General features: G+C 43.7%; 23 protein-coding genes. 8 read left to right on the top strand and 15 right to left on the bottom strand.

Going from position 1 to position 24,249, the window contains the following annotated elements:
* Window positions 1-18 precede the first annotated feature (18 nt).
* Together CWO27_RS16385 and uspE are read left to right on the top strand one after the other, a co-directional pair.
* A complete protein-coding gene (locus CWO27_RS16385) occupies window positions 19-765 on the top strand; it encodes an FNR family transcription factor (RefSeq protein WP_017632474.1) in 747 nt (248 codons plus the stop codon).
* A 132-nt stretch (window positions 766-897) separates the two neighbouring features.
* Window positions 898-1,848: a universal stress protein UspE gene (gene uspE, locus CWO27_RS16380; protein WP_017070547.1), complete on the top strand. Its 951-nt coding sequence runs from the start codon at window positions 898-900 to the stop codon at window positions 1,846-1,848.
* A gap of 139 nt (window positions 1,849-1,987) precedes the next feature.
* On the opposite strand, the gene ttcA is transcribed toward uspE, so the two are convergent.
* From ttcA to CWO27_RS16360, 4 genes are all read right to left on the bottom strand, one after another.
* The gene (gene ttcA, locus CWO27_RS16375) at window positions 1,988-2,881 is read right to left on the bottom strand and encodes a tRNA 2-thiocytidine(32) synthetase TtcA (RefSeq protein ID WP_017059635.1); all 894 of its coding nucleotides are present in this window, start codon (window positions 2,879-2,881) and stop codon (window positions 1,988-1,990) included.
* Between the two features lie 303 nt (window positions 2,882-3,184).
* Window positions 3,185-3,835: a DUF2987 domain-containing protein gene (locus CWO27_RS16370; RefSeq protein ID WP_102479523.1), complete on the bottom strand. Its 651-nt coding sequence runs from the start codon at window positions 3,833-3,835 to the stop codon at window positions 3,185-3,187.
* Window positions 3,836-3,957: 122 nt separating this feature from the next.
* Window positions 3,958-4,806 carry a glucosaminidase domain-containing protein gene (locus tag CWO27_RS16365; protein WP_102431929.1) on the bottom strand — a complete coding sequence of 283 codons (849 nt, stop codon included), beginning with the start codon at window positions 4,804-4,806 and terminating at the stop codon, window positions 3,958-3,960.
* Window positions 4,799-5,626: a hypothetical protein gene (locus tag CWO27_RS16360; RefSeq protein WP_048612081.1), complete on the bottom strand. Its 828-nt coding sequence runs from the start codon at window positions 5,624-5,626 to the stop codon at window positions 4,799-4,801. The genes CWO27_RS16365 and CWO27_RS16360 overlap by 8 nt, the downstream gene beginning before the upstream one ends.
* 329 nt (window positions 5,627-5,955) lie before the next feature.
* Between CWO27_RS16360 and potA the strand changes: the two genes are divergently transcribed.
* From potA to CWO27_RS16335, 5 genes are all read left to right on the top strand, one after another.
* Window positions 5,956-7,071: a spermidine/putrescine ABC transporter ATP-binding protein PotA gene (gene potA, locus CWO27_RS16355; protein WP_048658741.1), complete on the top strand. Its 1,116-nt coding sequence runs from the start codon at window positions 5,956-5,958 to the stop codon at window positions 7,069-7,071.
* Window positions 7,055-7,912, top strand: coding sequence for a spermidine/putrescine ABC transporter permease PotB (gene potB / locus CWO27_RS16350; protein ID WP_017059630.1), 858 nt, complete (start codon window positions 7,055-7,057; stop codon window positions 7,910-7,912). Before potA ends, potB begins: the two co-directional genes overlap by 17 nt.
* Window positions 7,912-8,682 (top strand): spermidine/putrescine ABC transporter permease PotC, encoded by a 771-nt coding sequence (gene potC, locus CWO27_RS16345; protein WP_004733706.1) that lies wholly within the window; start codon window positions 7,912-7,914, stop codon window positions 8,680-8,682. The genes potB and potC overlap by 1 nt, the downstream gene beginning before the upstream one ends.
* A gap of 147 nt (window positions 8,683-8,829) precedes the next feature.
* A complete protein-coding gene (locus tag CWO27_RS16340) occupies window positions 8,830-9,864 on the top strand; it encodes an extracellular solute-binding protein (RefSeq protein WP_017059628.1) in 1,035 nt (344 codons plus the stop codon).
* A gap of 211 nt (window positions 9,865-10,075) precedes the next feature.
* Window positions 10,076-11,113, top strand: coding sequence for an extracellular solute-binding protein (locus tag CWO27_RS16335; protein WP_008217941.1), 1,038 nt, complete (start codon window positions 10,076-10,078; stop codon window positions 11,111-11,113).
* Window positions 11,114-11,208: 95 nt separating this feature from the next.
* On the opposite strand, the gene cobB is transcribed toward CWO27_RS16335, so the two are convergent.
* The 11 genes from cobB to CWO27_RS16280 all read right to left on the bottom strand — a co-directional run bounded on the left by cobB (window position 11,209) and on the right by CWO27_RS16280 (window position 22,826).
* Complete coding sequence (gene cobB, locus CWO27_RS16330) at window positions 11,209-11,943, bottom strand: Sir2 family NAD+-dependent deacetylase (RefSeq protein WP_102431930.1); 735 nt, start codon at window positions 11,941-11,943, stop codon at window positions 11,209-11,211.
* A 259-nt stretch (window positions 11,944-12,202) separates the two neighbouring features.
* On the bottom strand, window positions 12,203-13,423 hold the full coding sequence (locus tag CWO27_RS16325) for an ammonium transporter (protein ID WP_102431931.1): 1,221 nt from the start codon (window positions 13,421-13,423) through the stop codon (window positions 12,203-12,205).
* A gap of 377 nt (window positions 13,424-13,800) precedes the next feature.
* On the bottom strand, window positions 13,801-14,217 hold the full coding sequence (locus CWO27_RS16320; protein WP_048658737.1) for a hypothetical protein: 417 nt from the start codon (window positions 14,215-14,217) through the stop codon (window positions 13,801-13,803).
* Complete coding sequence (locus tag CWO27_RS16315; RefSeq protein WP_012603931.1) at window positions 14,201-15,274, bottom strand: formate dehydrogenase subunit gamma; 1,074 nt, start codon at window positions 15,272-15,274, stop codon at window positions 14,201-14,203. Before CWO27_RS16315 ends, CWO27_RS16320 begins: the two co-directional genes overlap by 17 nt.
* Before the next feature lie 13 nt (window positions 15,275-15,287).
* Entirely contained in the window at window positions 15,288-15,896 is a 609-nt protein-coding gene (fdh3B, locus tag CWO27_RS16310) for a formate dehydrogenase FDH3 subunit beta (protein WP_004742271.1), read from the bottom strand.
* Between the two features lie 11 nt (window positions 15,897-15,907).
* On the bottom strand, window positions 15,908-18,763 hold the full coding sequence (locus CWO27_RS16305) for a formate dehydrogenase subunit alpha (protein WP_107899227.1): 2,856 nt from the start codon (window positions 18,761-18,763) through the stop codon (window positions 15,908-15,910).
* Window positions 18,764-18,773: 10 nt separating this feature from the next.
* Window positions 18,774-18,974 (bottom strand): twin-arginine translocation signal domain-containing protein, encoded by a 201-nt coding sequence (locus CWO27_RS16300; RefSeq protein WP_004733728.1) that lies wholly within the window; start codon window positions 18,972-18,974, stop codon window positions 18,774-18,776.
* Between the two features lie 75 nt (window positions 18,975-19,049).
* Window positions 19,050-19,688 (bottom strand): TorD/DmsD family molecular chaperone, encoded by a 639-nt coding sequence (locus CWO27_RS16295; protein ID WP_055318797.1) that lies wholly within the window; start codon window positions 19,686-19,688, stop codon window positions 19,050-19,052.
* A gap of 9 nt (window positions 19,689-19,697) precedes the next feature.
* Window positions 19,698-21,359: a 4Fe-4S dicluster domain-containing protein gene (locus tag CWO27_RS16290; RefSeq protein WP_102431932.1), complete on the bottom strand. Its 1,662-nt coding sequence runs from the start codon at window positions 21,357-21,359 to the stop codon at window positions 19,698-19,700.
* A gap of 299 nt (window positions 21,360-21,658) precedes the next feature.
* Window positions 21,659-22,372 carry a DUF3306 domain-containing protein gene (locus CWO27_RS16285; protein WP_102431933.1) on the bottom strand — a complete coding sequence of 238 codons (714 nt, stop codon included), beginning with the start codon at window positions 22,370-22,372 and terminating at the stop codon, window positions 21,659-21,661.
* Window positions 22,362-22,826 (bottom strand): DUF3305 domain-containing protein, encoded by a 465-nt coding sequence (locus CWO27_RS16280; RefSeq protein WP_102431934.1) that lies wholly within the window; start codon window positions 22,824-22,826, stop codon window positions 22,362-22,364. The genes CWO27_RS16285 and CWO27_RS16280 overlap by 11 nt, the downstream gene beginning before the upstream one ends.
* A 455-nt stretch (window positions 22,827-23,281) precedes the next feature.
* Here CWO27_RS16280 and fdhD point away from each other — a divergent pair, with 455 nt between their 5' ends.
* Window positions 23,282-24,112: a formate dehydrogenase accessory sulfurtransferase FdhD gene (fdhD, locus tag CWO27_RS16275; RefSeq protein WP_102431975.1), complete on the top strand. Its 831-nt coding sequence runs from the start codon at window positions 23,282-23,284 to the stop codon at window positions 24,110-24,112.
* The last annotated feature ends 137 nt before the right edge of the window (window positions 24,113-24,249 follow it).

Below are 24,249 nucleotides of genomic sequence, written 5' to 3'. Positions count from 1 at the left end.
AAATAGTGAAAGATTGTTATGATTTCTGAAAAGCCTGTGACGAAACGTGTTCAGTCTGGTGGTTGTGCGATCCATTGCCAGGATTGTAGTATTAGCCAGCTCTGTATTCCGTTTACTTTGAATGAATCTGAACTCGATCAACTTGATCAGATCATTGAGAGAAAAAAGCCTATTCAAAAAGGCCAAGAGTTATTTAAAGCCGGTGACGAGCTTAAATCTCTATACGCTATTCGCTCTGGAACGATCAAGAGCTACACGATTACCGAGCAAGGTGATGAGCAGATTACTGCATTCCACCTAGCGGGCGATCTTGTTGGCTTCGATGCGATTACTGGTGACCTACACCCTAGTTTCGCACAAGCGCTAGAAACTTCTATGGTATGTGAAATCCCATATGAAATTCTTGATGACCTATCAGGAAAAATGCCTAAATTGCGTCAGCAAATTATGCGCCTGATGAGTAACGAGATTAAAGGTGATCAAGAAATGATTCTGCTTCTTTCTAAGAAGAACGCGGAAGAGCGTCTTGCTGCATTCCTTTACAACCTTTCTACTCGCTTCTCTCAGCGTGGCTTCAGCCCGCGTGAGTTCCGCCTAACGATGACTCGTGGCGATATTGGTAACTACCTTGGCTTGACTGTTGAAACAATCAGCCGTCTTTTAGGTCGTTTCCAAAAAGCAGACATCTTGAGCGTTAAAGGCAAATATATCACTATCGAAGATCACGATGCGTTGATGGAACTTGCTGGCGTTTCAAAAGAATAGTCTAGATATCAATGATGTAGTTCAATAATGAGCTACATCATGTTTCTCTCTTAAAACCTCTTTTATTTCTCTTAATCTCCCCATAACTACGCTACATTATTTATATGTTCGGTCTGAAAAGTAGGCTTAGTTATGAGTATCTATAACAAAATTTTAGTTGTCGCAGACATTAATCACGATGAGCAACCTGCTCTAGTTCGTGCTATCCAACTTGCCAAGAAAAGCACCTCAACAAGCCACATCACTTTCTTTTTGTCGATATACGACTTCTCGTATGAAATGACATCTATGCTCTCTATCGATGAAAGAGACGCAATGCGCAAAGGTGTAATTCACCAACGCGAAATTTGGATGAATAAAGTCGCAGAACCTTACCTAGATGATTCTATTGAATTTAATGTACAAGTGGTTTGGCACAACCGCCCGTACGAAGCGATCATTGCCGAGGTGTATAGTGGCGAGCATGATATATTAATCAAAGGTACGCGTAAGCATGATACCTTGGAGTCTGTCATCTTCACTCCAACTGATTGGCATCTGTTGAGAAAATGCCCTAGCCCAGTGCTATTGGTTAAAAATGATTTCTGGCCAGATCACGCGAAGATTTTTGCTTCAGTTCACGTTGGTTCGGAAACAGAAGCTCACTTAGAGCTTAACGACACTATGGTCGACAGGTTACTAGAGATCACGGGTCGTTTGGATGCTGAACCGTTCTTGGTGAATGCCTACCCAGTGACACCTGCTAATATCACGATTGAACTGCCAGAGTTTGATCCAACGTCTTATACTGACGCAGTTCGTGGTCACCACTTGACGGCAATGAAAGCGCTTCGCCAAAAGCACGGTATGTGTGAAGAACAAACTGTGGTTGAGCAAGGCTTGCCTGAAGATGTTATTCCTCGTGTGGCTTCTGAAAATAACGCTGCAATGGTTATTCTGGGTACCACGGGTCGTACTGGCTTGTCTGCCGTGTTTATTGGTAATACAGCGGAGCATGTTATCGACAAAATTAACTGTGATGTGTTGGCTCTTAAACCGTCTGGTTACGTGAGCCCATTAGACCCTAACCTTTCGAAAGGTTAAGTCGTTTAAGCACAGAGCTTCACTACAAGTTCAACTCATAAAAAAACGCCTCAAGCATTGCTTGAGGCGTTTTTGTTTATCTAGAGCAACGCCATTCCAAATACAGAATGGCTAATATCATCTTTATCGACTCAAATGGCTAAACGTTCGTTACGTCGATGAACATTGACTCATCAATGTTTGAAGATGAGATTTCAGCTTCTTCGAATTCGTATGCTTTGCGATCTTCACTACGGTCTAGAGGAAGGTTCACGAAATCAAACAGCTCGCGGTCAGCCAGTTGACTTGGGCTTACGTTCTGGATTGACTTGAAGATCTTCTCAACACGACCTGGCGTTTTCTTATCCCAATCAATTAGCATCGCTTTAATGTTCTGACGCTGTAGATTCTCTTGTGAACCACATAGGTTACAAGGAATGATTGGGAACTCTTTGTGCTCAGCGTATTTGATTAGGTCCGTTTCGCGACAGTAAGTCAGTGGACGGATAACAACGTTACGACCATCATCTGAACGAAGCTTTGGTGGCATAGCCTTTAGGCGCGCGCCGTGGAACATGTTTAGGAACATGGTCTCAACGATGTCGTCTAGGTGGTGACCAAGTGCGATCTTAGTTGCGCCGATCTTCTCTGCGAATGAGTACAAAGTACCACGACGAAGACGAGAACATAGGCCACACGTTGTTTTGCCTTCAGGCACTTTCTCTTTAACCACTGAATACGTATCTTTATCTACGATGTAGTAAGGAATGTTCAGCGTTTCAAAGTACTCAGGAAGAATGTGTTCAGGGAACCCAGGTTGTTTTTGATCTAGGTTTACTGCCACAACATCAAACTTGATAGGCGCTGCTTCACGTAAACGTAGCAAAATGTCTAGCATCGCAAATGAATCTTTACCGCCACTAATACATGCCATTACTACGTCATTCTCTTCGATCATGTTGTAGTCGATGATGGCATTTCCAACATTTCTTCTCAGACGTTTCTGAAGTTTGTTGAATTCAAGTGTTTCTTTTCTATTATCGTTTTGGTTCATTGCGACTCTCACACCGTCGTATTACCGACTGTAGATTGCTAGTGGGACTGTTTTAGGGCGTGGATTATACGGATTTTTATTTCATGTTGAAATAGTAACGGCAGGATAAACAAGCTGAGTATTAGAAAGATTCGGCTTTTATTGTTCGATAAGCTCCCTAAGCGGTAGGGAAACGCGGCTTCATAAGCTCTCGGTTGATATCACAGATAAAGAAAAGCAGCCTGCTCTAATTCGATCAGGCTGCTTTAAGATATGTCATGAAAGTTTGGAGACTGATTCTGCTAACAATAATTCCTTTAAAAATTATTGCGCGGGAATGTACGGCAATACGCGAACTGTTGGTTCTGGTAACGTGATGCTGTCACTTCCATTCAGTTCTTCTAAGGTGAATTTCGCTCGCCCTTCTTCGATTGGTAGTTGCTTGCCGTTTGAAACCTCTATGTTGCCTTCAAGCTTATTAGCGAATTCCAGCGTTAACCCTTGTATATCAGGCGTGAACCAACCAGAGAACATACCGCTGACATCTTCAAGCATCGCCTGCATCTGTGGTAATAGGTTTTCTAGTTGAGTTACTTCTACTGTGCCAGCTAAAGGCTCTTGCGTCATCACAACCAAAGAATACGCACACTCTTCTTCTTGAGTTTGTACAAAGATAAGAGGATTAGCTGAACGTAGGTTTTGATCTACAGGTAGAAGCAGTTCATTCGCAGGAGAGACTTTTAGCTCTTCGTAGTGCTCTTCTTTTTCCATCCAAGCTTTGCTGATGTGACAGGTTTGCTGAGCTTGTTGATCAACAAAGAAGACCGCAACTTTGACATCATCATGCCCTTCTTTGGTGTTGTTTTTCAGCTGAGTATAAAGCTTAGAATACGTGAACATGTACTCTTGCGCGGAAGCTGGAAGAGAAACCCCAAGGCTTAATGAGGCTAATAAAGCGAGTGCTGTCTTTTTCATTATTATAATCTTGTCGAAGTTGAGCGTTTATAAATAGAAAGAGCAGCGAATGAGCTGCTCTTTATGTGATGTTATTTGTTCAAACTTATCGTATAAGCTCAACAAATGACTATCAAATCGAGTTACTTTGTCCAGTATACCTCGTTGTGACGGATCATAGCTTGTAAATCAGTCACATAGTCTGAACCGCGCTCAGAATATTTTAGCAAGCCGTTGGTGAGCTCTGTTGCGGTTTCGGTCGTTAACAGATCGTCGCCCTGTGTTGCTAGTTTTGCGCGAATTGCTCTTAGGTCTGCGTAAGCACGGTTTCGGTTTAGGTTCATGAAGTAACGGTGCACAGACTCTTGGCTTGAAGAGAATGTTGCGACTTCATGAGAGCTACCTTCGTTACGTTGTAGCGGAACAAGGCCACAACCTTTGGTGTAACACCAGTGTCCGAAATAGTTGTTCGCTTTGGTGGCGAAACGCGACGTTCCCCAAGCTGACTCATTCGCTGCTTGTGTCAGTACGAGCGCTTCTGGCAGTACATTGACGCGATTAAGCATCTCTGTCAGCCATGCCAGATCTAAACCTTCACTAGGCACAGGTAAGCTGTATAACTTCCCTAACCTTTTCGCATAAGACGCGTCTTCAGAATCAATTTTGTTTAAACCAGATTCAGAGAGCTTAGTTAAAAACGCGCGCTCTTTGGTGATACGTTTGTTTTCAATATTGATGCTTGGACGTAGGAACGAAAAAAATGTGTCCTTTTTCTCGTTCACATCTTCGATGGCCGCAAAATTTGGTGTGCTCGAAGAAACCGTCAAGTCGCCAAATTGGTCAGTGGAATTGGCGCTCTGCTCTGTCGTACGTCGACGCTCCTCTTCTTGGTAAATATAAGGACCAATTAGTGAAATAGAGCCAACAAGAGCCAGTGCCGTCACTTTAAGCGCAAGTGATTTGCTTGCGCTTGCCTGTGTGTCTTTATGCATCGAACACCTGTGGGTTTTTGTTATTGTCGTCGTTATTGCTGTCGTTGTTATCGTCATCACTCTTTGGACGATCTGAAGCAATCAGTTTCAACTTGATGCCAAACATTTCACGGTAAAGGATACCTTTCACGTGGAAGAAGAATGGAAGAACGAAGATTAAGCCAATGCCGTACATCATCGCAGCCACGATGAACATCAACATAACCATTAGGTAAATAGACGCGACCACGAAGATCTTCTTGTTTACCGCTCTTAATGAAAGCAGAAGCGATTGCATTGGCGGCACTTTCTTATCACAAATCAGCAGAATCGAATGACTGAACGCAAGTGAAAAGTAGATAGATAAGAACGGCAGAATCATACCTGCTATGCCTTGAAGCATTAGGCTAAATAAAGTCACTAGGATAACGGGAACCGTAAACTGCAAACCTTTACCAATATGGCGTACTTTGGTTTGTAGACCAGCAGCGTGGCTCATGGCCATTAAACAGATACCAGCATAGATAGGTGCACTGATCACTTCATAGCTAAAGTTCGCAATAAAAATTGATTCAACGATTTGTGGTGTAAACGACTCTGGGTCGATAACCGCATCCAATATAACCGCAGGGTCACCAAGCTGTAGTTTAAGTGCGATATAAAAGATAGCGAGTTGCACAAACATCAAAGCAATAATCGCAGGGGAAAACGAAAGAAAGTGACTTATCGTATGTTTCCAAGCTTCTTGGAATACAGCCGTTGCTTTGAGCTCATAATCGCCAGAAAGTGCACGGTTGATACTACCGCCCAAATTAAAATCTTTTTCGATGTCGTTGTTCATATTGATACCTAGGTGCGCCGATTAAGCGAAACCACCTAACTTATTGATAAAAAATTACCTTCATTATACTCATATGTCGGATACAAACTAAAATATGATTCTGTAACAAGGCTTGCTTTTGCGTCTTAATGGTTAATAATTAGACACTTGTTGGGGTGTAAACCCAGTAAATAACAGTATGGTAAAGGATGTTTACTTTTACCTGCGAAATTTTTTATCTTCGAAAGGTAAAAAATGCTTTGAATTCACGTTTTTGGTGATTATGATGCGCGCCTTAAAGGTGTATAGCAACAGGTCTCAAATAGAACCAAGGTGGAGAAAAACAGACGTTGAACGCTAAAAAATCAGTAGGAAAGCCAGTAGTACAGCTAACTGGCATCAGTAAAAGTTTCGATGGTAAGGAAGTCATCGGCAATCTGGATTTAAACGTAAATCATGGTGAGTTTCTCACGATTTTAGGCCCATCAGGTTGTGGTAAAACAACCGTACTAAGAATGATTGCGGGTTTTGAAACGGCAGATAGTGGTCAAATACTATTAGCTGAACAAAACGTAACCCAAGTTCCTGCTGAACAAAGGCATGTAAACACTGTATTCCAAAGCTATGCCCTATTCCCACATATGACCGTTTTCGACAATGTGGCATTTGGCTTACGCATGCAGAAAGTTCCAAACAGCGAGATTGAACCTCGTGTAATGGATGCTTTGAAAATGGTGCGCCTAGAACAAATGGCACAACGAAAGCCACACCAGCTATCTGGTGGTCAACAGCAACGTATTGCAATCGCTCGTGCTGTCGTTAATAAGCCTAAAGTTCTTTTGTTGGATGAATCTCTATCTGCTCTGGATTACAAACTGCGTAAACAGATGCAAATCGAGCTGAAACAATTACAACGCCAACTTGGTATCACGTTCATTTTTGTAACGCATGACCAAGAAGAAGCGCTGTCTATGTCTGACCGTATTATTGTTATGCGTGATGGCGTGATTGAACAAGACGGAACACCAAGAGAGATCTACGAAGAGCCTAAGAACCTATTTGTAGCGCGCTTCATTGGTGAAATTAACGTATTCGAAGCGACAGCGAAATCTCGTCTAGATGAAAAACGCATTGTTGCGACAATCGAAGGTGAAGAGTCGGTTATCTATCACGATAAAGACGTCACACCGGGTCAAAAACTGCAAGTATTGCTTCGCCCTGAAGATCTTCGTATCGAAGAAATCAAAGAGTCTGAGCAACGCGGTATTGTTGGCCACATTGTCGAGCGAACCTATAAAGGCATGACATTAGATTCAGTTGTAGAACTTGAATCTGGTATGCGTGTCATGGTTAGCGAATTCTTCAACGAAGATGACCCTGATGTTGATCACTCACTGGGCCAAAAAGTTGCAGTAACTTGGGTTGAGAGCTGGGAAGTGGTATTAGAAGATGAGCAAGAAGTTTAATTTACAAAACGCAATTGTTGCTTTAATCACAGGTTGGTTAGTGCTGTTCGTGATGATTCCAAACATCATGATCATCGGTACTAGCTTCTTAACTCGTGATGAAGCGAACTTGATCGAGATGACCTTCACCCTCGATAACTACGTGCGTTTGGCTGACCCGCTGTATTTTAAAGTGTTGATGCACTCTTTCTATATGGCAATTGTCGCAACCCTACTTTGTTTAATTATTGGTTACCCGTTCGCTTACATCGTGGCAAAAATGCCTGCGAAGTGGCGTCCAATCATGTTGTTCCTAGTGATTGTCCCATTTTGGACTAACTCTTTGATTCGTACTTATGGATTGAAGATTGTACTGGGTACGCAAGGTGTCTTGAACAAAAGTTTGTTAGCGCTAGATATCATTGATAAACCGCTACGTATCATGTACTCAGAAACCGCAGTAATGATCGGTTTAGTGTACATCCTACTTCCGTTTATGATTCTGCCGCTGTATTCAGCGATTGAGAAACTGGATGATACGTATTTAGAAGCGGCTAAAGATTTAGGTGCGAACAAACTGCAAACGCTATTGAAAGTTGTACTGCCCCTAACAATGCCGGGCATTATCGGCGGTTGTTTATTAGTACTACTGCCAGCGTTAGGTATGTTCTACATCTCTGACCTATTAGGCGGAGCTAAGAACCTATTGATTGGTAACGTGATTAAGAGCCAAGTGCTCAACGCTCGAGACTGGCCGTTTGGTGCAGCGACGAGTATCGCACTGACCATGGCAATGGCTGTGATGCTGTATGCCTACTACCGAGCAGGTAAGCTATTGAATAAGAAAGTGGAGCTAGACTAATGGGGCGCACAGTTAAGTTCAGCTTTATGGCGCTGGTATACGCCTTTCTATACCTACCTATTATCGTATTGATTGCTAACTCGTTTAATGCCAATAAGTTTGGTATGAAATGGGGTGGCTTCACGACTAAATGGTATGACGCGCTTATTAACAACGACAGCCTAATGCAGGCTGCGTGGCACTCGATCAATGTAGCGGTGTTCTCAGCAACAGCCGCAACGATTGTCGGTAGCCTTACAGCAGTAGCCCTATTCCGTTACCAATTTAAAGGTAAAGGCATCGTAAATGGCATGTTGTTCATCGTAATGATGTCACCAGATATCGTAATGGCAATTTCGTTACTGGCTCTGTTCTTAGTAATGGGTGTACAACTTGGGTTCTTTACCCTACTTGCTGCTCACATTACCTTCTGTCTACCGTTCGTTGTGGTAACGGTTTACAGTCGCTTGAATGGCTTTGATGTGAAGATGTTAGAAGCAGCAAAAGACTTAGGTGCGAGCGAATGGACGATCCTAAAACAGATCATCTTACCACTTGCTAAGCCAGCGGTTGCTGCGGGTTGGTTATTGAGCTTCACTCTGTCTCTGGACGATGTGATCATCAGTTCTTTCGTAACCGGTCCAACGTATGAAATCTTACCACTGAAGATTTACTCAATGGTTAAAGTGGGTATCTCTCCTGAGGTAAACGCCCTAGCAACAGTGATGTTAGTGGTGTCGTTAATACTGGTGATCATTTCTCAGTTATTAGCGAGAGAAAAAATCAAGTAAGTCTCCTACTCTATAAAGAGACAGGCTTGGTAAGAAGTTAAGCTACTTCAAGTTCAAAAAAGTGTTAATCATAAACAGAATGGTAAATTGCCATTCTGTTTTTCTATCTACTGCCTTCGGGCAACGTTTAGTTTGGAGCTAACGTCAATGAAAAAATGGGCTACTCTATTAGCTGGTAGTGCATGTGCGCTTTCAATGTTATCTGCACCATCATTTGCAAAAGATAACAAAGAATTGGTATTCATGAACTGGGGACCTTACATCAACAGTGAGATTCTAGAACAGTTCACTGATGAAACTGGTATCAAGGTTATCTACTCGACTTACGAGTCGAACGAAACCCTGTACGCAAAGCTAAAAACACACAACAAAGGCTACGACCTAGTTGTGCCGTCGACTTACTTCGTATCTAAGATGCGTGACGAAGGTATGCTACAAAAGATCGACAAAACTAAGCTGAACAACTTCAAGAATCTAGATACTAACTACCTAGATAAGCCGTACGACCCAAGTAACGACTACTCTATTCCACACGTAGTTGCGATCACAGGTCTTGCTGTTAACACTGACATGTACGATCCAGAAGATTTCCAAAGCTGGGCTGATCTATGGAAGCCTGAGCTTGAAGGTCAACTAATGATGATGGATGACACTCGTGAAGTGTTCCACATCGCACTACGTAAGTTAGGTTACTCTGGTAACACAACAAACGAGAAAGAGATCGACGAAGCGTACGCTGAGCTACAAAAGCTGATGCCAAACGTTCTAGTATTTAACTCAGATAACCCAGGCGCGCCATATATGTCTGGTGAAGTTGGACTTGGTATGCTGTGGAACGGTTCTGCTGCCGCTGCGCAAAACGAAGGTCTACCAATCAAATTGGTTTTCCCTAAAGAAGGCGGTATCGGTTGGGTTGATAACTTTGCAATCAGTTCTGGTGCGGTAAACGTAGAAGCGGCTCATAAGATGATCGACTTCCTACTTCGCCCTGAAATTGCTGAGCAGATTTCTCGCGATACTGGCTACCTAACGGCAGTTAAAGCGTCTAACGAGAAGTTCAAAGACAGCCCTGCTCTGTTCCCGTCTCAAGAAGATCTTGACCGTGTTGAATGGCAAGCTGCAGTTGGCGACAAGACAGTGAAGTACGAAGATTACTTCATGAAACTTAAAGCAGGTCAGTAACTTAGCTTATTATCTAGTGGCGACTAAGTAATAGGTTTACTTCACAAGCCTAGCTAGATAATCAACAAGTTAAAAATAAGAATATCAATGAATAGGCAGCTTAGGCTGCCTATTTTATTATATCGCTGCTATAATATACCCCGATTTTTAGGAATCCTTTTACTTTGGGCTCACTACCCAACTTCAAATCAAACAAATGAACGGAACAGTAATGAAAAAAACACTGTATACCGGCGCATTGTGTGCTGCTACTTTACTTTCTACACCCTCTTTCGCAGCTGACCAAGAACTGTATTTTTACAACTGGTCTGAATATATCCCAAATGAAGTATTAGAAGACTTCACAAAAGAGACGGGCATTAAGGTTTATTACTCTACTTATGAGTCTAACGAAAGCATGTACGCTAAGTTAAAAACTCAAGGTACGGGTTATGACTTAGTGGTTCCTTCTACTTACTTCGTTTCTAAGATGCGTAAAGAAGGCATGCTTCAAGAGCTTGATAAAACTAAGCTAAGCCACTTTGCTGATTTGGATCCAAATTACTTAGATAAGCCATTTGACCCAAGCAACAACTACTCAATCCCATACATTTGGGGTGCAACGGGCATTGGTATCAACTCAGATATGCTAGACAAGTCTTCAGTGAAAAACTGGGGTGACCTGTGGGATACACAGTGGGAAGGTCAGCTGATGATGATGGATGACTCTCGTGAGGTTTTCCATATCGCTTTATCTAAATTGGGTTACTCTCCAAACACAACCAACCCAGAAGAAATCAAAGAAGCGTACGAAGAACTTCGTAAGCTGATGCCAAACGTATTGGTATTTAACTCAGACTTCCCTGCGAACCCTTACCTAGCGGGTGAAGTGTCACTTGGTATGCTTTGGAATGGCTCTGCTTACATGGCACGCCAAGAAGGCGCAACGATTGACATTATCTGGCCAGAGAAAGGCGCTATCTTCTGGATGGACAGCCTAGCGATTCCATCTGGTGCTAAGAACATCGAAGCCGCTCATAAGATGATCGATTTCCTTCTTCGCCCAGAGAACGCAGCGAAAATTGCTCTAGAGATCGGCTACCCGACTCCAGTAAAAACCGCTTACCCTCTTCTTCCAAAAGAATTTGCTGAAGACAAGAACGTTTTCCCACCACAATCAGTGATGGATAACGGTGTATGGCAAGATGAAGTTGGTGAAGCGAGCGTCATTTATGACGAGTACTTCCAAAAACTTAAAGTGAACAACTAAGTTATTGTTAGTTAATCAGTTAAGTAAATAAAGCGGCGTAAGCCGCTTTATTTTTTTCAGATTCAGAAACTGATGTGCTTTATTAAAGACAAGGCTTAGGCCGTTAAAGAACCTTTCTCTGAACATAACAATTCCCCGACGAGTTTAGGTACCTCGATACTCGCCTTACCGTAACGTTTCTCTTCAAACTCACTTTCAACCGCGCTTGGTTCTAGATTGATCTCTATTGTGTGCGCACCATGCATTTTTGCATCATGAACAAAGCCTGCAGCTGGATAAACAACACCTGAAGTTCCGATAGAGATAAAGAGATCGGCTTCTTCGAGTGCTGAATAGATGTCACCCATTCTTAATGGCATTTCGCCAAACCACACAATATGAGGACGCATTTGCGCTGGAATTTGACAACAGTGACAAAGTTCACCAGTTTCAATGTCACCTTTATATTCGATAACTTGATTCGATTCACTGCAACGTGCTTTTAGAAGTTCACCGTGCATGTGGATAATGTTGTTACTACCGCCTCTCTCGTGCAGGTTGTCGATGTTCTGAGTGATGATTGTTACTTTACCATCAAGTTTGTCTTCAAGCTCACCTAGCGCCTTGTGGGCTGAGTTTGGATGAATGCCCTCACCTTGTAAACCATGGCGACGCTTGTTATAGAATGCTTGAACCAAGTCGGGATCTTTTGCAAACCCTTCAGGGGTCGCGACATCTTCGATTTTATGGTTTTCCCATAGCCCGTCTTGTGCTCGGAATGTTTGTATCCCCGACTCCGCGGAAATGCCAGCGCCAGTAAGAATTACGATATTTCGATATGGGAAATGCATACAACGTCCTTTTCAATATGTCACTTTGTAACAGCTTAGCACTGTTCAAATTCCAACAATAGTTTTAGGGATTAGACCATAGTCTTAGGCAACTGAATTCATTGGCTATTTGTGACATAACTCGCTTGATGGGTGCTGCCGTTGTTACGCAAACTCTCCGTTTTGCTTTTCACTGAAACAAAAAAAGCGACCGAAGCCGCTTAGTTTTGTATAACTGTTATGTACTTGATGAGTTTAAAACTCATCGCAGCAACTAGAGTTAGTCTTCGTTGATAGATGAGATCTTATGGATTGAAAGATCCGCACCGTTGAACTCATCTTCTTCACTTAAACGTAGGCCAGTTAGCTTGCTGAGCACGCCGTAAACAATCAAAGCACCAATCAGAGCAACAGCAATACCCGCCAGTGTACCAACCACTTGAGAAGCAAAGCTCACACCGCCTAAGCCCCAGAATGTTTGCGAACCGAAGATACCCGCTGCAATGCCACCCCAAGCGCCACATACACCATGCAGAGGCCATACACCCAATACATCATCAATCTGTGTTTTGTTTTGCATGTACGTGAACAAGTAAACGAACAACGCGCCTGCCACACCGCCTGTCACCAAAGCGCCTAATGGGTGCATTAAGTCTGAACCTGCACAAATTGCTACTAAGCCAGCCAAAGGACCATTATGGATAAAGCCCGGGTCATTCTTACCAGCAACAAGCGCCGCAAGAATACCGCCAACCATTGCCATCAGTGAGTTCATCGCCACTAGGCCGCTGATGCCGTTGATTGCTTGTGCAGACATCACGTTAAAGCCAAACCAACCCACACATAAGATCCAAGAACCTAGTGCTAAAAATGGAATGTTCGATGGTGCGAAGTTAGTGTGTTTACCCGCGCGGATGCGACCTTTACGCATCCCTAAGAAGTAAACCGCAACCAATGCAATCCAACCGCCGACACCGTGAACCACTACCGAGCCTGCGAAGTCATGGAAACCATAGCCAAACTGGCCTTCTAGCCAATCTTGGAAACCAAAGTTACCGTTCCAAATGATGCCTTCGAAAAATGGGTAGATGAAACCAACGGTAAATAACGTTGCGATCAAAATTGGATAGAAACGTGCACGCTCTGCGATACCACCAGAAACAATCGCAGGAATTGCCGCAGCGAAGGTCATTAGGAAGAAGAACTTAACCAGTTCGTAACCATTACCTTGTGAGAGCGTTTCAGCGTCGGCAAAAAAGTGTGCACCGTAAGCAACCCAGTAACCGATAAAGAAATAAGCGATGGCGGAGACACCAAAGTCGGAAAGGATTTTAACCAGCGCGTTTACTTGGTTTTTCTTTCGCACGGTACCGACTTCGAGAAAAGCAAAGCCTGCATGCATCAGGAAGACCATGATTGCGCCAAGTAGTAGGAATAAAGTATCTGAACTTTGGGTAAGGGTTTGTACTGCACTATGAACTTGAGTCACCGTTTCACTCATTAAAGCATTCTCCTTCGCTTTATCTGATTTGCACTGATATCGTGCGATTCAATGTTGTAATTAATTAAAGACTCAACAGTAAACGCAAGATGTGTTCCAAGTGTTAAGGGTAATTTTCGTGCAACAGATTTTAACTTTAAGTCGTTGATTATTAAAGTCTAAATATTTACGTGCACTTTTATGGTTATTAAAAATCGAAAAAACAACCACGACAATTGCACCAAATAAGGGAGTTGCACCATATTGAAGCGGTCAATAAGTAGGTTCTGATACAGAGAGCGGCTGACAACAATTTACTGTTCCATAGCCTAAAAACAAAAAGCCCAGTGAATTTGAATCACTGGGCTTTCTTTAGAGATGTCGTTAACGTGTTAGTGTTACAGGTTTGGCCCTGTCGACGGGTTTTGCGGTAGGTTTTGACTTAAACGCTGCATGCCTTGATACATACGGATAAACCAAACCACAATCGCAACACCACCGAACAACATGCCTACATATGGAATGTAGTAAGCGATGTCATCGATAATATGGTTTTGATACCAGTAATCGTTCACACCGATTAACACGCCATTAGAGGTCGCTACCGTTACGATAAGCACCACGAAGAACGTCAGGTTCAAGAAGAACGAGCGAATCAGTCCGTAGTAATGGGTATCCACTACTTCCCCGTCTTCGCCTTTATCTAAACGATAGCCCGCGTAGATGATGGCAACCACACCAGAGAGAAGGCAAGTAAATGGTGTAAAGCAGCTTAGTATGTAAGCGACCCAAATACCTTTATGAGGTTTGTTCATTCTTATTCACCCCTTCCGTTTTCTCTGTTGCTGCGTTAGCGCTTTGCTCAACGCCGTTTTTCTCTTGTTCCATCACTTCTTTGTACCAAAGGTCATGGTGCTCTTTAGCCCAAGTCTCATCAACTTCGCCTGTTACCATGCCTTCTAGTGCCCCTTCCATACCGAACAAGCCGATGTAGATGTGGAACACGAAACCACAGATAAGGATCAAAGCAGCTAACATATGGACTAGGTTTGAAAGCTCCATATCTCGACGCGTTTGACCGAAGATTGGGAAGTCTAAAACCAAGCCACTGATCGCAGCCACACTACCCATAACAATCAATAGCCAGAACAGTGCTTTTTCACCCGCGTTCGAGAACTCTGCAGATGGGTGAGAACCTTTATGTTTCCCTACCATGCCACCCAGTTTCATGAACCACTGGATATCGACCATCTTAAAGATAGACTTGCGCCACCACTTGATCAGAACAGCCATCAACAGCACATAGAAAATCGGTCCGATGTAGTTGTGGTATTGCTTAGCCAGTAGAACAATGAAGCCCCATAGATCCGTTGGGATATAAGGTTTCAAGAAGTGTTTACCGTAAACCAACATCAAACCACTGAATGCCAGTGTTAAGAAGGTAAACGCCATGCTCCAGTGCAATGCACGATCAAGTCGAGACCAACGTTTGATCTTACGACCTGTTCTTGGTGCGCTTAGCATTAGCGGTCCAATCACAACGTACATCAAAGTCACGAAAGCAATACTGCCAAAGATAGCGACGGCACCGGCTGGTGACATCCACTTCTCTTTCAATATGTACCACGTCTGACCTGGAGTACTGATTAACACACCGTGTTCAGCCGATTGAGATGTGGTGTAACCTTCTTCACCATTTCTTACTTGTCGCCAAAAATCGGCACCAGCAAGTTGAGTGATTTCTCGTTGAGCAGAGCTCGATTGAGTTTGTGATGAGTTCGTCTCAGATGCATGACTCATAGGAGAAAGCATTGTTAGTGCTGCCAACATAGGCAGCACAACAAGGAAGAGACGCTTAAACATTGTAAGCATATGTCTCTCCTACTTAGCTCTTAGTCGCATCGTAAGAAAGGTCGTTGCCGTCTGTCCAACCTGCACCTTTCGCACCACGTTCAACTACACGCTGACGGAAAACATCAGAAACTTTCTCTGCGTCACCCGCTAGCAGTGCTTTGGTTGAACAAAGCGAAGCACACATTGGCAGTTTGCCTTCTGCAATACGGTTCGCACCGTACTTTTGACGCTCTTCAACAGAACCTGGCTCTGTTTCTGGGCCGCCAGCACAGAAGGTACATTTGTCCATCTTACCGCGCTCACCAAACGCTTCCTGTTTAGGGAATTGAGGTGCGCCAAACGGACAAGCAAACAAGCAGTAACCACAACCGATACACAGATCTTTGTTGTGAAGTACGATGCCGTCTTCTGTATGTTCAAAACAGTCTGCAGGACAAACTGCCATACATGGCGCATCAGTACAGTGCATACACGCAACTGAGATAGAGTTTTCACCCGGTTCGCCATCGTTCAATGTCACAACGCGACGACGTTGAATACCCCATTCCAGAGCATCATCATTTTCATTCTTACATGCAGTGACACAACCGTTACATTCGATACAACGCTTGGTGTCACAAAGAAATTTCATTCTAGCCATTTTAAGACTCCTTACGCTTTACGAATATTACAAAGGGTTACTTTCGTTTCCTGCATCAACGTGACAGGGTCGTAACCATAAGTGGTTGCTGTGTTAGCAGCTTCACCAATAACGTAAGGATCAGTGCCTTCTGGGTATTTAGAACGCAAATCTTCGCCTTGGAACTTACCACCGAAGTGGAATGGGATGAATGCCAGACCCGGTTTCACACGACGTGTAACCATCGCTTTCACCTTAATTCGGCCCTTCTCAGCACCCTCAACCCAAACATCATCACCGTCTTTAAAGCCGATGTCGTTCGCGTCTTTCGGGTTCACTTCAACGAACATCTCTTGTTGAAGTTCTGCTAGCCAAGGGTTAGAACGGGTTTCTTCACCACCACCTTCGTACTCAACCAGACGACCAGAAGTCAGGATAATCGGGTATTCACCAGATTTGTCTTGCTCTTGAATCGACTTGTAAAGCGTAGGTACACGGAAGATCGCCTCTTTGTCATCCCATGTTGGGTAGTCAGCAACTAGGTCGCGACGTGGTGTGTAAAGCGGCTCACGGTGCAGTGGCACGCGGTCTGGGAATGTCCAAACAATCGCACGCGCTTTTGCATTACCAAACGGGATACAACCGTGCTTGATAGCCACACGTTGAATACCGCCAGAAACGTCGGTCTTCCAGTTTTTACCTTCAGCAGAGGCTTTCTCTTCTGCTGTTAGGTCATCCCACCAACCCAGTTGTTTCAGTAGTTTGTCACTGAACTCAGGGTAGCCATCTTTGATTTCGCTGCCTTTCGAGTAGCTGTCTTCAGCCAGTAGGTTTTGACCTTCAAACTCAACACCGAAACGAGTGCGGAAGTTACCACCACCTTCAGCGACAGTCTTAGACGTATCGTAAAGGATATGTGTGCCTGGGTGTTTCATTTCTGGCGTACCCCAACATGGCCAAGGAAGACCGTAAGTCTCACCATTTGCAGGCCCGCCCTCTGCTTCCAGAGACGTTTTGTGGAATGTATGCCAGTTCTGTTGGTGCTCTTTCAAACGTTCTGGGCTTTGACCTGTGTAACCGATCGTCCACATACCTTTGTTGAATTCACGAGTAATGTCTTCAATCAATGGTTGGTTGTTCTCAACACGGATGTTTTTGAACAGCTGATCAGAGAAACCCAGCTTCTTAGAAAGAAGGTACATGATTTCGTGGTCAGGCTTAGATTCGAACAGAGGATCTACCACCTTGTCACGCCACTGTAGAGAACGGTTCGATGCCGTTACACTGCCGTAGGTTTCAAACTGAGTCGTCGCTGGTAGCAGGTAAACGCCGTCAGTACGATCATTCATTACCGCTGCAACCGTTGGGTATGGGTCAACAATAACCATCATATCCAGCTTCTGCATCGCTTTCTTCATCTCTGGACCACGAGTCTGAGAGTTCACTGCGTGACCCCAGTAGAACATCGCGCGGATGTTTTCACGTTGACGAATCTTGTCTTTGTCTTCAAGTACACCATCAACCCAACGAGAGACAGGAATACCTGCACTGTTCATTGGTTTTTGACCGCCGTAAGCGTTGCCGTCGAAACGGCCTTTGATCCAATCAAAGTCGATATCCCAAACTTTCGACCAGTGGCGCCATGAGCCTTCAGACAAGCCGTAGTAACCTGGCAGCGTGTCAGACAGTACGCCAAGGTCAGTTGCACCCTGTACGTTATCGTGACCACGGAAGATGTTTGCACCGCCGCCTGATTTACCGATGTTACCTAGCGCAAGCTCAAGTACACAGTAAGCACGTGTGTTGTTGTTACCTGTGGTGTGTTGAGTACCACCCATACACCAAACGATACAACCCGGACGGTTTTCAGAAAGCAGTTTCGCTGTGTGGTAAACGTCTTCTTCGCTTACGCCTGTTACACGTTCAACTTCTGCTGGGCTCCACTTCGCAACTTCTTCACGGATCTCGTCCATGCCGAATACACGTTGGCGGATGAATTCTTGGTCTTCCCATTTGTTAGCAAAGACATGCCATAACACACCCCAGATAAACGCAACGTCTGAACCTGGGCGAAGTGATACATAGTGATCAGATTTCGCAGCAGTGCGCGTACGACGCGGATCCGCAACAACGATCTTACAGTTGTTCTTCTCTTTCGCGATCAAGATGTGCTGCATCGCTACTGGGTGAGCTTCTGCTGGGTTTGAACCAATGAACAGCATTGACTTACAGTTGTGCATGTCATTGAACGAGTTGGTCATTGCACCGTAACCCCAAGTGTTTGCAACACCGGCTACTGTGGTTGAGTGACAAATACGCGCTTGGTGGTCAACGTTGTTCGTGCCCCAAAGCGACGCCATCTTACGGAATGCGTAAGCTTGCTCGTTACTGTGTTTTGCACTACCTAGGAAGTAAACCGAATCAGGGCCAGACTCTTTACGAAGTTCTAGCGCTTTGTTACCGATCTCTTCAATCGCTTGTTCCCAAGAAAGCTTCTTCCACTTACCGCCTTCCAATTTCATTGGGTACTTAAGACGACGTTCACCGTGGCCGTGCTCACGTAGAGCAGCACCTTTCGCACAATGTCCACCAGCGTTGAATGGGTGATCAAATGCAGGCTCTTGACCTGTCCAAACACCGTTTTGTACTTCAGCGTAGATACCGCAACCCACAGAACAGTGAGAACAGATAGTACGTTTCACTTCTGTTTTCGCTTCTGGATCGACTGATTTAGCCTGTGCTTTCTTCATCATGCCCGGTGCGAATAGACTTGCGCCTACCACTGCGCCACCAGCAGCTAATGAAGTGTTTTTCATGAAGGCACGTCGAGACACGCCTAGCTGATTGGTTTCTTTGCTCACACTATCGGAGCGTTTGACAAGTTTCATCCGTTATCTCCTAAAGCGTGTCGTAGTAATCGCGAATGTGTTGCGTTTCACGATAGCCCGTCTTCTTCATGTCTTCTTTCGGCATTTCAACCGTTTCTGAAGCCGTTGCCACTTTCGTTGTACCAGCGACAACGGCACCAGCTACGGCTGCAGTCGTTAAGCCTTTGAGTAAGTCCCTACGGCTTGTGTTTATTTCTTTATTATCTTTCATCATTGCTTCCTTACCTTACGGTAGATCTTTTGGAGGCTTAATGCCCCTCTATCGATATAATCGCGTACTGCTCGATTACTCGTAATCAGTGACGTTTTTCACATCAATCTTTAATTTATGCTTACTGCTTTTTGTATTAACGCTAAAACGCACTTGTTCTAACGTTAAAAATGCTTCACACAGCTGAGCGGCCGATTTGTAGAAGTTGGCACTTTCTGCACTTTCAAGCTGACGCGTAAAAGAGTTGAACCAAGGACCAAGGTGCTTATTGAAAACCGCTTGTTGCAGGGCTTCTTCTTCACCGGTTAGCATTGCCATTACTTCACACAATGCCGCAATATGATCTTCTGGCTCTTTTACTTGATCATCACGTTCAATGCCTAAAAGCTCTAAATCATGACGAATCTCTGCTAATGGTTTTTCCATCATGGCGCCAGTGCGATGCCAAGAACCAAATGGAACAATCTCTCCACGGCCAATGCCAATGAACAGGTCTTGATATTCGTCTTCTAACGCTTCGCGATTTGATTCTGTTGCCGCTTGTTGAATAGCAATCCAAGCTTTTTGCATTGCACTTTCAGATGCTTCAATATCTAGCGTTTTTAGAAAGTCGATCACCTCTTCAGAAGGTGCGCTACGAAACAGTGCAGATAGAACCAAATAGATCTCAGTTCTTAGTGTCTGTTCTTGTGCCTGATCCAAATTAGTTTCCAAGGCTAACTCCTAGTATTTCAATTGTTTCAATGGGTCTTGCGCCATTGAATCGAACATATCCACCACACGACAGTCCTCACACATAGCAATACGATTGATCGCTGCTTCATCTGAAAAGTGAGAGTGACCGCGTAACTTGTTCTGTAACATGTCGATCATAGACTGAGGTGCAAATGGTTTATGGCAACGTACACATTCCGCAGCTTTCTCTTCATGAATCACAACCGCTTTCTGACGTTCTTCTTTCACCCAGTTCATACGAGGAGTAAGAGTCAGAACATTTTCAGGACATGCTTTTTCACATAGACCACATTGAATACAGTCTTGTTCTACAAACTTAAGTGATGGAGATGCGCCATCGGTATGAAGCGCTCGTGTAGGACAAACAGCCACACAGCTCATACATAACGTACAATCTTTGCTTTCACACGAAACCGTGCCATATGGCGCATTCGATGGAAGCTCAACAATATTTTCAACTGGAATACGAGCTGAAGACATTGCATCAAGTGCTGTGAATAGACGTTGGCGCTTATTACCTTGAAGATCGCCAAGTGCAAGGTCGAACGAATCCACACATAGTGTTGGAGGACCTTCACGTAGAGACTCTAAGTACAAAATATCGATGGTTTCTTTTGGAATACCGATTTGGTCTAGTAACTCTTGAGCGATCCCTACTTCGTTATTCAGAACACGAATGATCGTTTCTGGCATAAAGCGAGATGCTGCAAACAGAACTTGAGTCGCGCCATTTACTAAAGCAGCAAACCAAGTATCAATACCAATAGATGGCAGTTCTTCTACGACAATTGGAATCACGTTATCTGGTAGCGCTTTAAGAGCCATCACGTTGTAAGTTTCATGACGTGAGCTACAGATAAGCACGATAGGATCAAGACCGCCCGCTTGCTCGTAATTCGCTAGCGTACGTTCAATGAATTTTTGAGTATCGTCAGGATTAGGCAATGCGTAAGAGATTGCTTCTGTCGGACAGCTCGTTGCACAAGTACCAACGCCTTGACATAGGTAAGGGTTGATCTCAATCTTATGGCCGGTCTTATCAGAGCCTTCACTTGATAGTGCTCCAGCAGGACAAGCATCAACACAACGCTCACAACCTTTTACGCCACGAGAACTGTGCGCACAAAGGTCAGTGTCTAGACGGAAGAACTTAGGTTTATCAAACGTGCCCATTAGCGTTGGAATCTCTTCCAGTGCTTCAGCCAGTTTTGGATAGCCACGGCCTACTGGGTAATAACCAGGTACAGGCACTTCTTCTGTCATGCAACTATTCAGACATAGGTCTAGAACAACATCGAAACAATCGTGATTAATCGCGATTTTCGCTAGGTTGCTTGATGTGCCTTTACTTTCGATCACAACTTCAAACGTGCCAAGGAAACCGGAGACTTGAACCGAATTCGCGAAATACAGTTCTGGGTTTGTGCCCTTTTCGCCGTCTGTCGACAATAAGGTTAGGCTCGTCAATTGAGGTAATTGCGCCGCAGCACTTTCAATGATCGCAGTTGGACCAATAACAAGAGTATTACCACCGCTTTCGTAGCTAACAGTAGGTGGAATCAGATTTGTTAACTCAACTGTATTTTCAAATGCATACAGTCTTGCTTTAGCGTTATTTGAAGTTGCTTGTTCTAATAATTGTTTAAGCATTGCTCAGTTCCATCTTTGGACATGGATAATCTGTTCAACTTTCATTGTAGTAAGCGATAGAGAACTTGCTGAGTAATCCGTTAACAACTAACCCTTTAGCCAGTGTGCCGTTCGTCAGACCATGAACTCGTCTATCTACAAAAAAGTTGATAATGAACGTTATTTAGCAAATGCCATGCCAGTTTAATAATCCCTATATATCAGTAGTTTAATGATTTATAGCGTTTATTGTGCGTATAAAAAAACCGCTTGGGACATTTTGTCGCAAGCGGCTCATTGAGTGTTTAGTCAAAATGTACCTATTCTTTGTGTGGTATATTTTGTCCCATCTTTTTCAGGTCAGCTTCGTCTGACATTGTAGCATCAACATCTGATACTGTATTTTTATACAGTTCATTTTCTTGTTCTGTTATTTCGTCAATTTCTGACGTTTCAAGTTCATTATCAGATACCTCAAGATCGCTTTCAGAATTTCCTAAAACCTCACCTTCATCTTTATTATCAATGGCTTGCTCTTCTTCTGGTGTGGTTTCGTCTTCCGTTTTGTCTTTAACCCAATCACGCAAGGTTTCCGCAACCCCTTCAGAAAGAGACTTTAAATTACTGTAATCGTCGTCGTAATCATCTAAACCATCACGAACGTTGAACTCTTCTGAGAGGAATAATTTACGCAAGGCCGCTTTTTTTACGCTCTCAGATGCTTCTGACACCAATAATTGAGCAACAGACAAGTCTTCAGTCGTTTCTGATGCTATCTCCTGAGAGTCAATAGCTTGAGAATCGACAGCATGAGTTTCTTCATTGCTTTCTGGAGAACCATTTTCTAAAGTTCTATTTTCTAAAATCTGACGGTCTAATGACTCTGATGTTTCTGCACCTATAGATGAAGCAGCAGACGAAGCCTCTGAAGAAATAAGTTCGGCTTCCTCAAGCGTTTGTTGCGCTTCTAATGGTTCATCAGACGATTCATCGAGCTTTCGTTGAGACCAACGGCTAAAAAAGTTAGTTGCCATTTGATCGACCCGCGCCTTTACGTTTCTTACGTCTTGCTTCTAGTAACTCGCCATGACGGCCAATGAATGCTTCCATCCAAGCTTGTACAGGCAAAGGAATGTCGTATGAAAGGACTTGGTTGTCACCGTCCATGTATTGCCCAGCAACGGTTTGTGATGCCGTAAGTAACTGAATGACTGGCTCAACACCAGAATCGACGTTATCCATCACTAAGAAAAGCTTAGGTTGTTGAGAGCTAAGGTTGAAACGATAGTCTGTACGCTCGTCTTTATGTAATTGGAGTAAACAAACGTCTTGGGCATCGTCTTCTGGCGACAGTTCAAATCCCGTCAATTCCCATTGCGTCGTTACCCAGATACCTGTTTTGATCTCTTTCTCTATTCTTTGGACACCGATTGGCCAAGCTGCTTCTGTTTTTTCATATTGTTCTTGGAATTCTTTTATCTCAGACATACTTCACCCAATTGATTTTCTTTGGTCTGAATGCACTTAGGAAATTTTGTACTGTGCGCAATCATATACACCCCATAAAGCAATAAACACGCCAATACGGATTACCTACGAGAGCGTATCTATAGCGTTCGTTATCAAGTTGTCATTATAACGTTAGTCGATACTGGTTATTTCAGACAACTCGACCCAGTGAACTCTCATATTTTGCGCTATTTTAATCTAATGCTTCCTGTTTCCATCAATTCCCGTTATTTTGGAATAAGATTTGCTTTAGCTAATTCGCTAATGTTATTCACAGAGCTATGTATTCTCAGAGCTATGGCGCGCTCGATAACGTTAATCGAAACCTAAGCTATAGCGAACTAACAAACTAGCGCATTGATGAATGAGAGCCTTATTGCTCTTGTTGACTTCTTATCTCATAAAATCGCTATCTCATTAAGTAGGAAATGACTGTGGTAAAACCAAACATAATAAAAACCAGTGAGAACCCACTTCAGACAATCGAAGTTGAAGTGTTTGATGAATATGGCGAAAAGCTAACGAAACAAATCGCGTGTGAGCGCCCTCTTACCGTGATGTTGAACTGGAAAGAGATCGTAACGTTGATGACATTGGGTTCTCGTCCTGAGTCATTAGTATTAGGCTATTTGAAGAACCAAAGCTTTCTGTCTGATCCAGAAGCTATTGAATCTATCATTATCGATTGGGAAACCAGTTCTGCAGCGGTTATCACCAAAGAAGACACGAGCCAACTTGAACAAGCATTGAAGAAGAAGACAGTAACGTCTGGCTGTGGTCAAGGCACCATGTATGGCAACGTGATGAAGCAATTGGAAGATTACCAAGTGCCTCAAACTAAGATTAAACAATCTGAAATCTACACAGCGCTTGAAGCGCTGACTCATTATAACGATACCTACAAGAAAGCAGGCGCGGTGCACGGCTGTGCGGTTTGTAAAGACGACAAGGTTCTATCGTTTGTTGAAGATGTTGGCCGACACAATGCCGTTGATACATTGGCTGGTGAGATGTGGCTTAACAAAGAGTCAGGTGAAGATAAGATCTTCTATACCACAGGCCGTTTAACGTCTGAGATGGTGATTAAGGTTGCTCAGATGGGTATCCCTGTTCTGTTATCACGTTCTGGTGTAACTCAAATGGGCTTAGACTTGGCTCAGAAATTCGGCATCACCACTATTGCACGCGCAAAAGGTTTACGCTTCCAAGTGTTTACAGGCGCAGACAAGATCGACTTTGATGTGAAAGGCGAACAAGTTCTTTAAAGACAAACTTTTCTAAAGGCAAGTGCTATCTAAAGCCAATTTTCAGATGAACTCATATAAGGTGTAGGCGAAGGCTTGCACCTTTTTCTTTTGTGTCCTCTATTCGATTTAGTCTCCTTATCATTCCCTCTCCTTGC

The sequence above is a fragment of the Vibrio sp. 10N.286.51.C3 genome, assembly GCF_003050065.1.
Taxonomy (GTDB): Bacteria; Pseudomonadota; Gammaproteobacteria; order Enterobacterales; family Vibrionaceae; genus Vibrio; species Vibrio crassostreae.
This window is presented reverse-complemented; position numbering and strand designations above follow the sequence as displayed.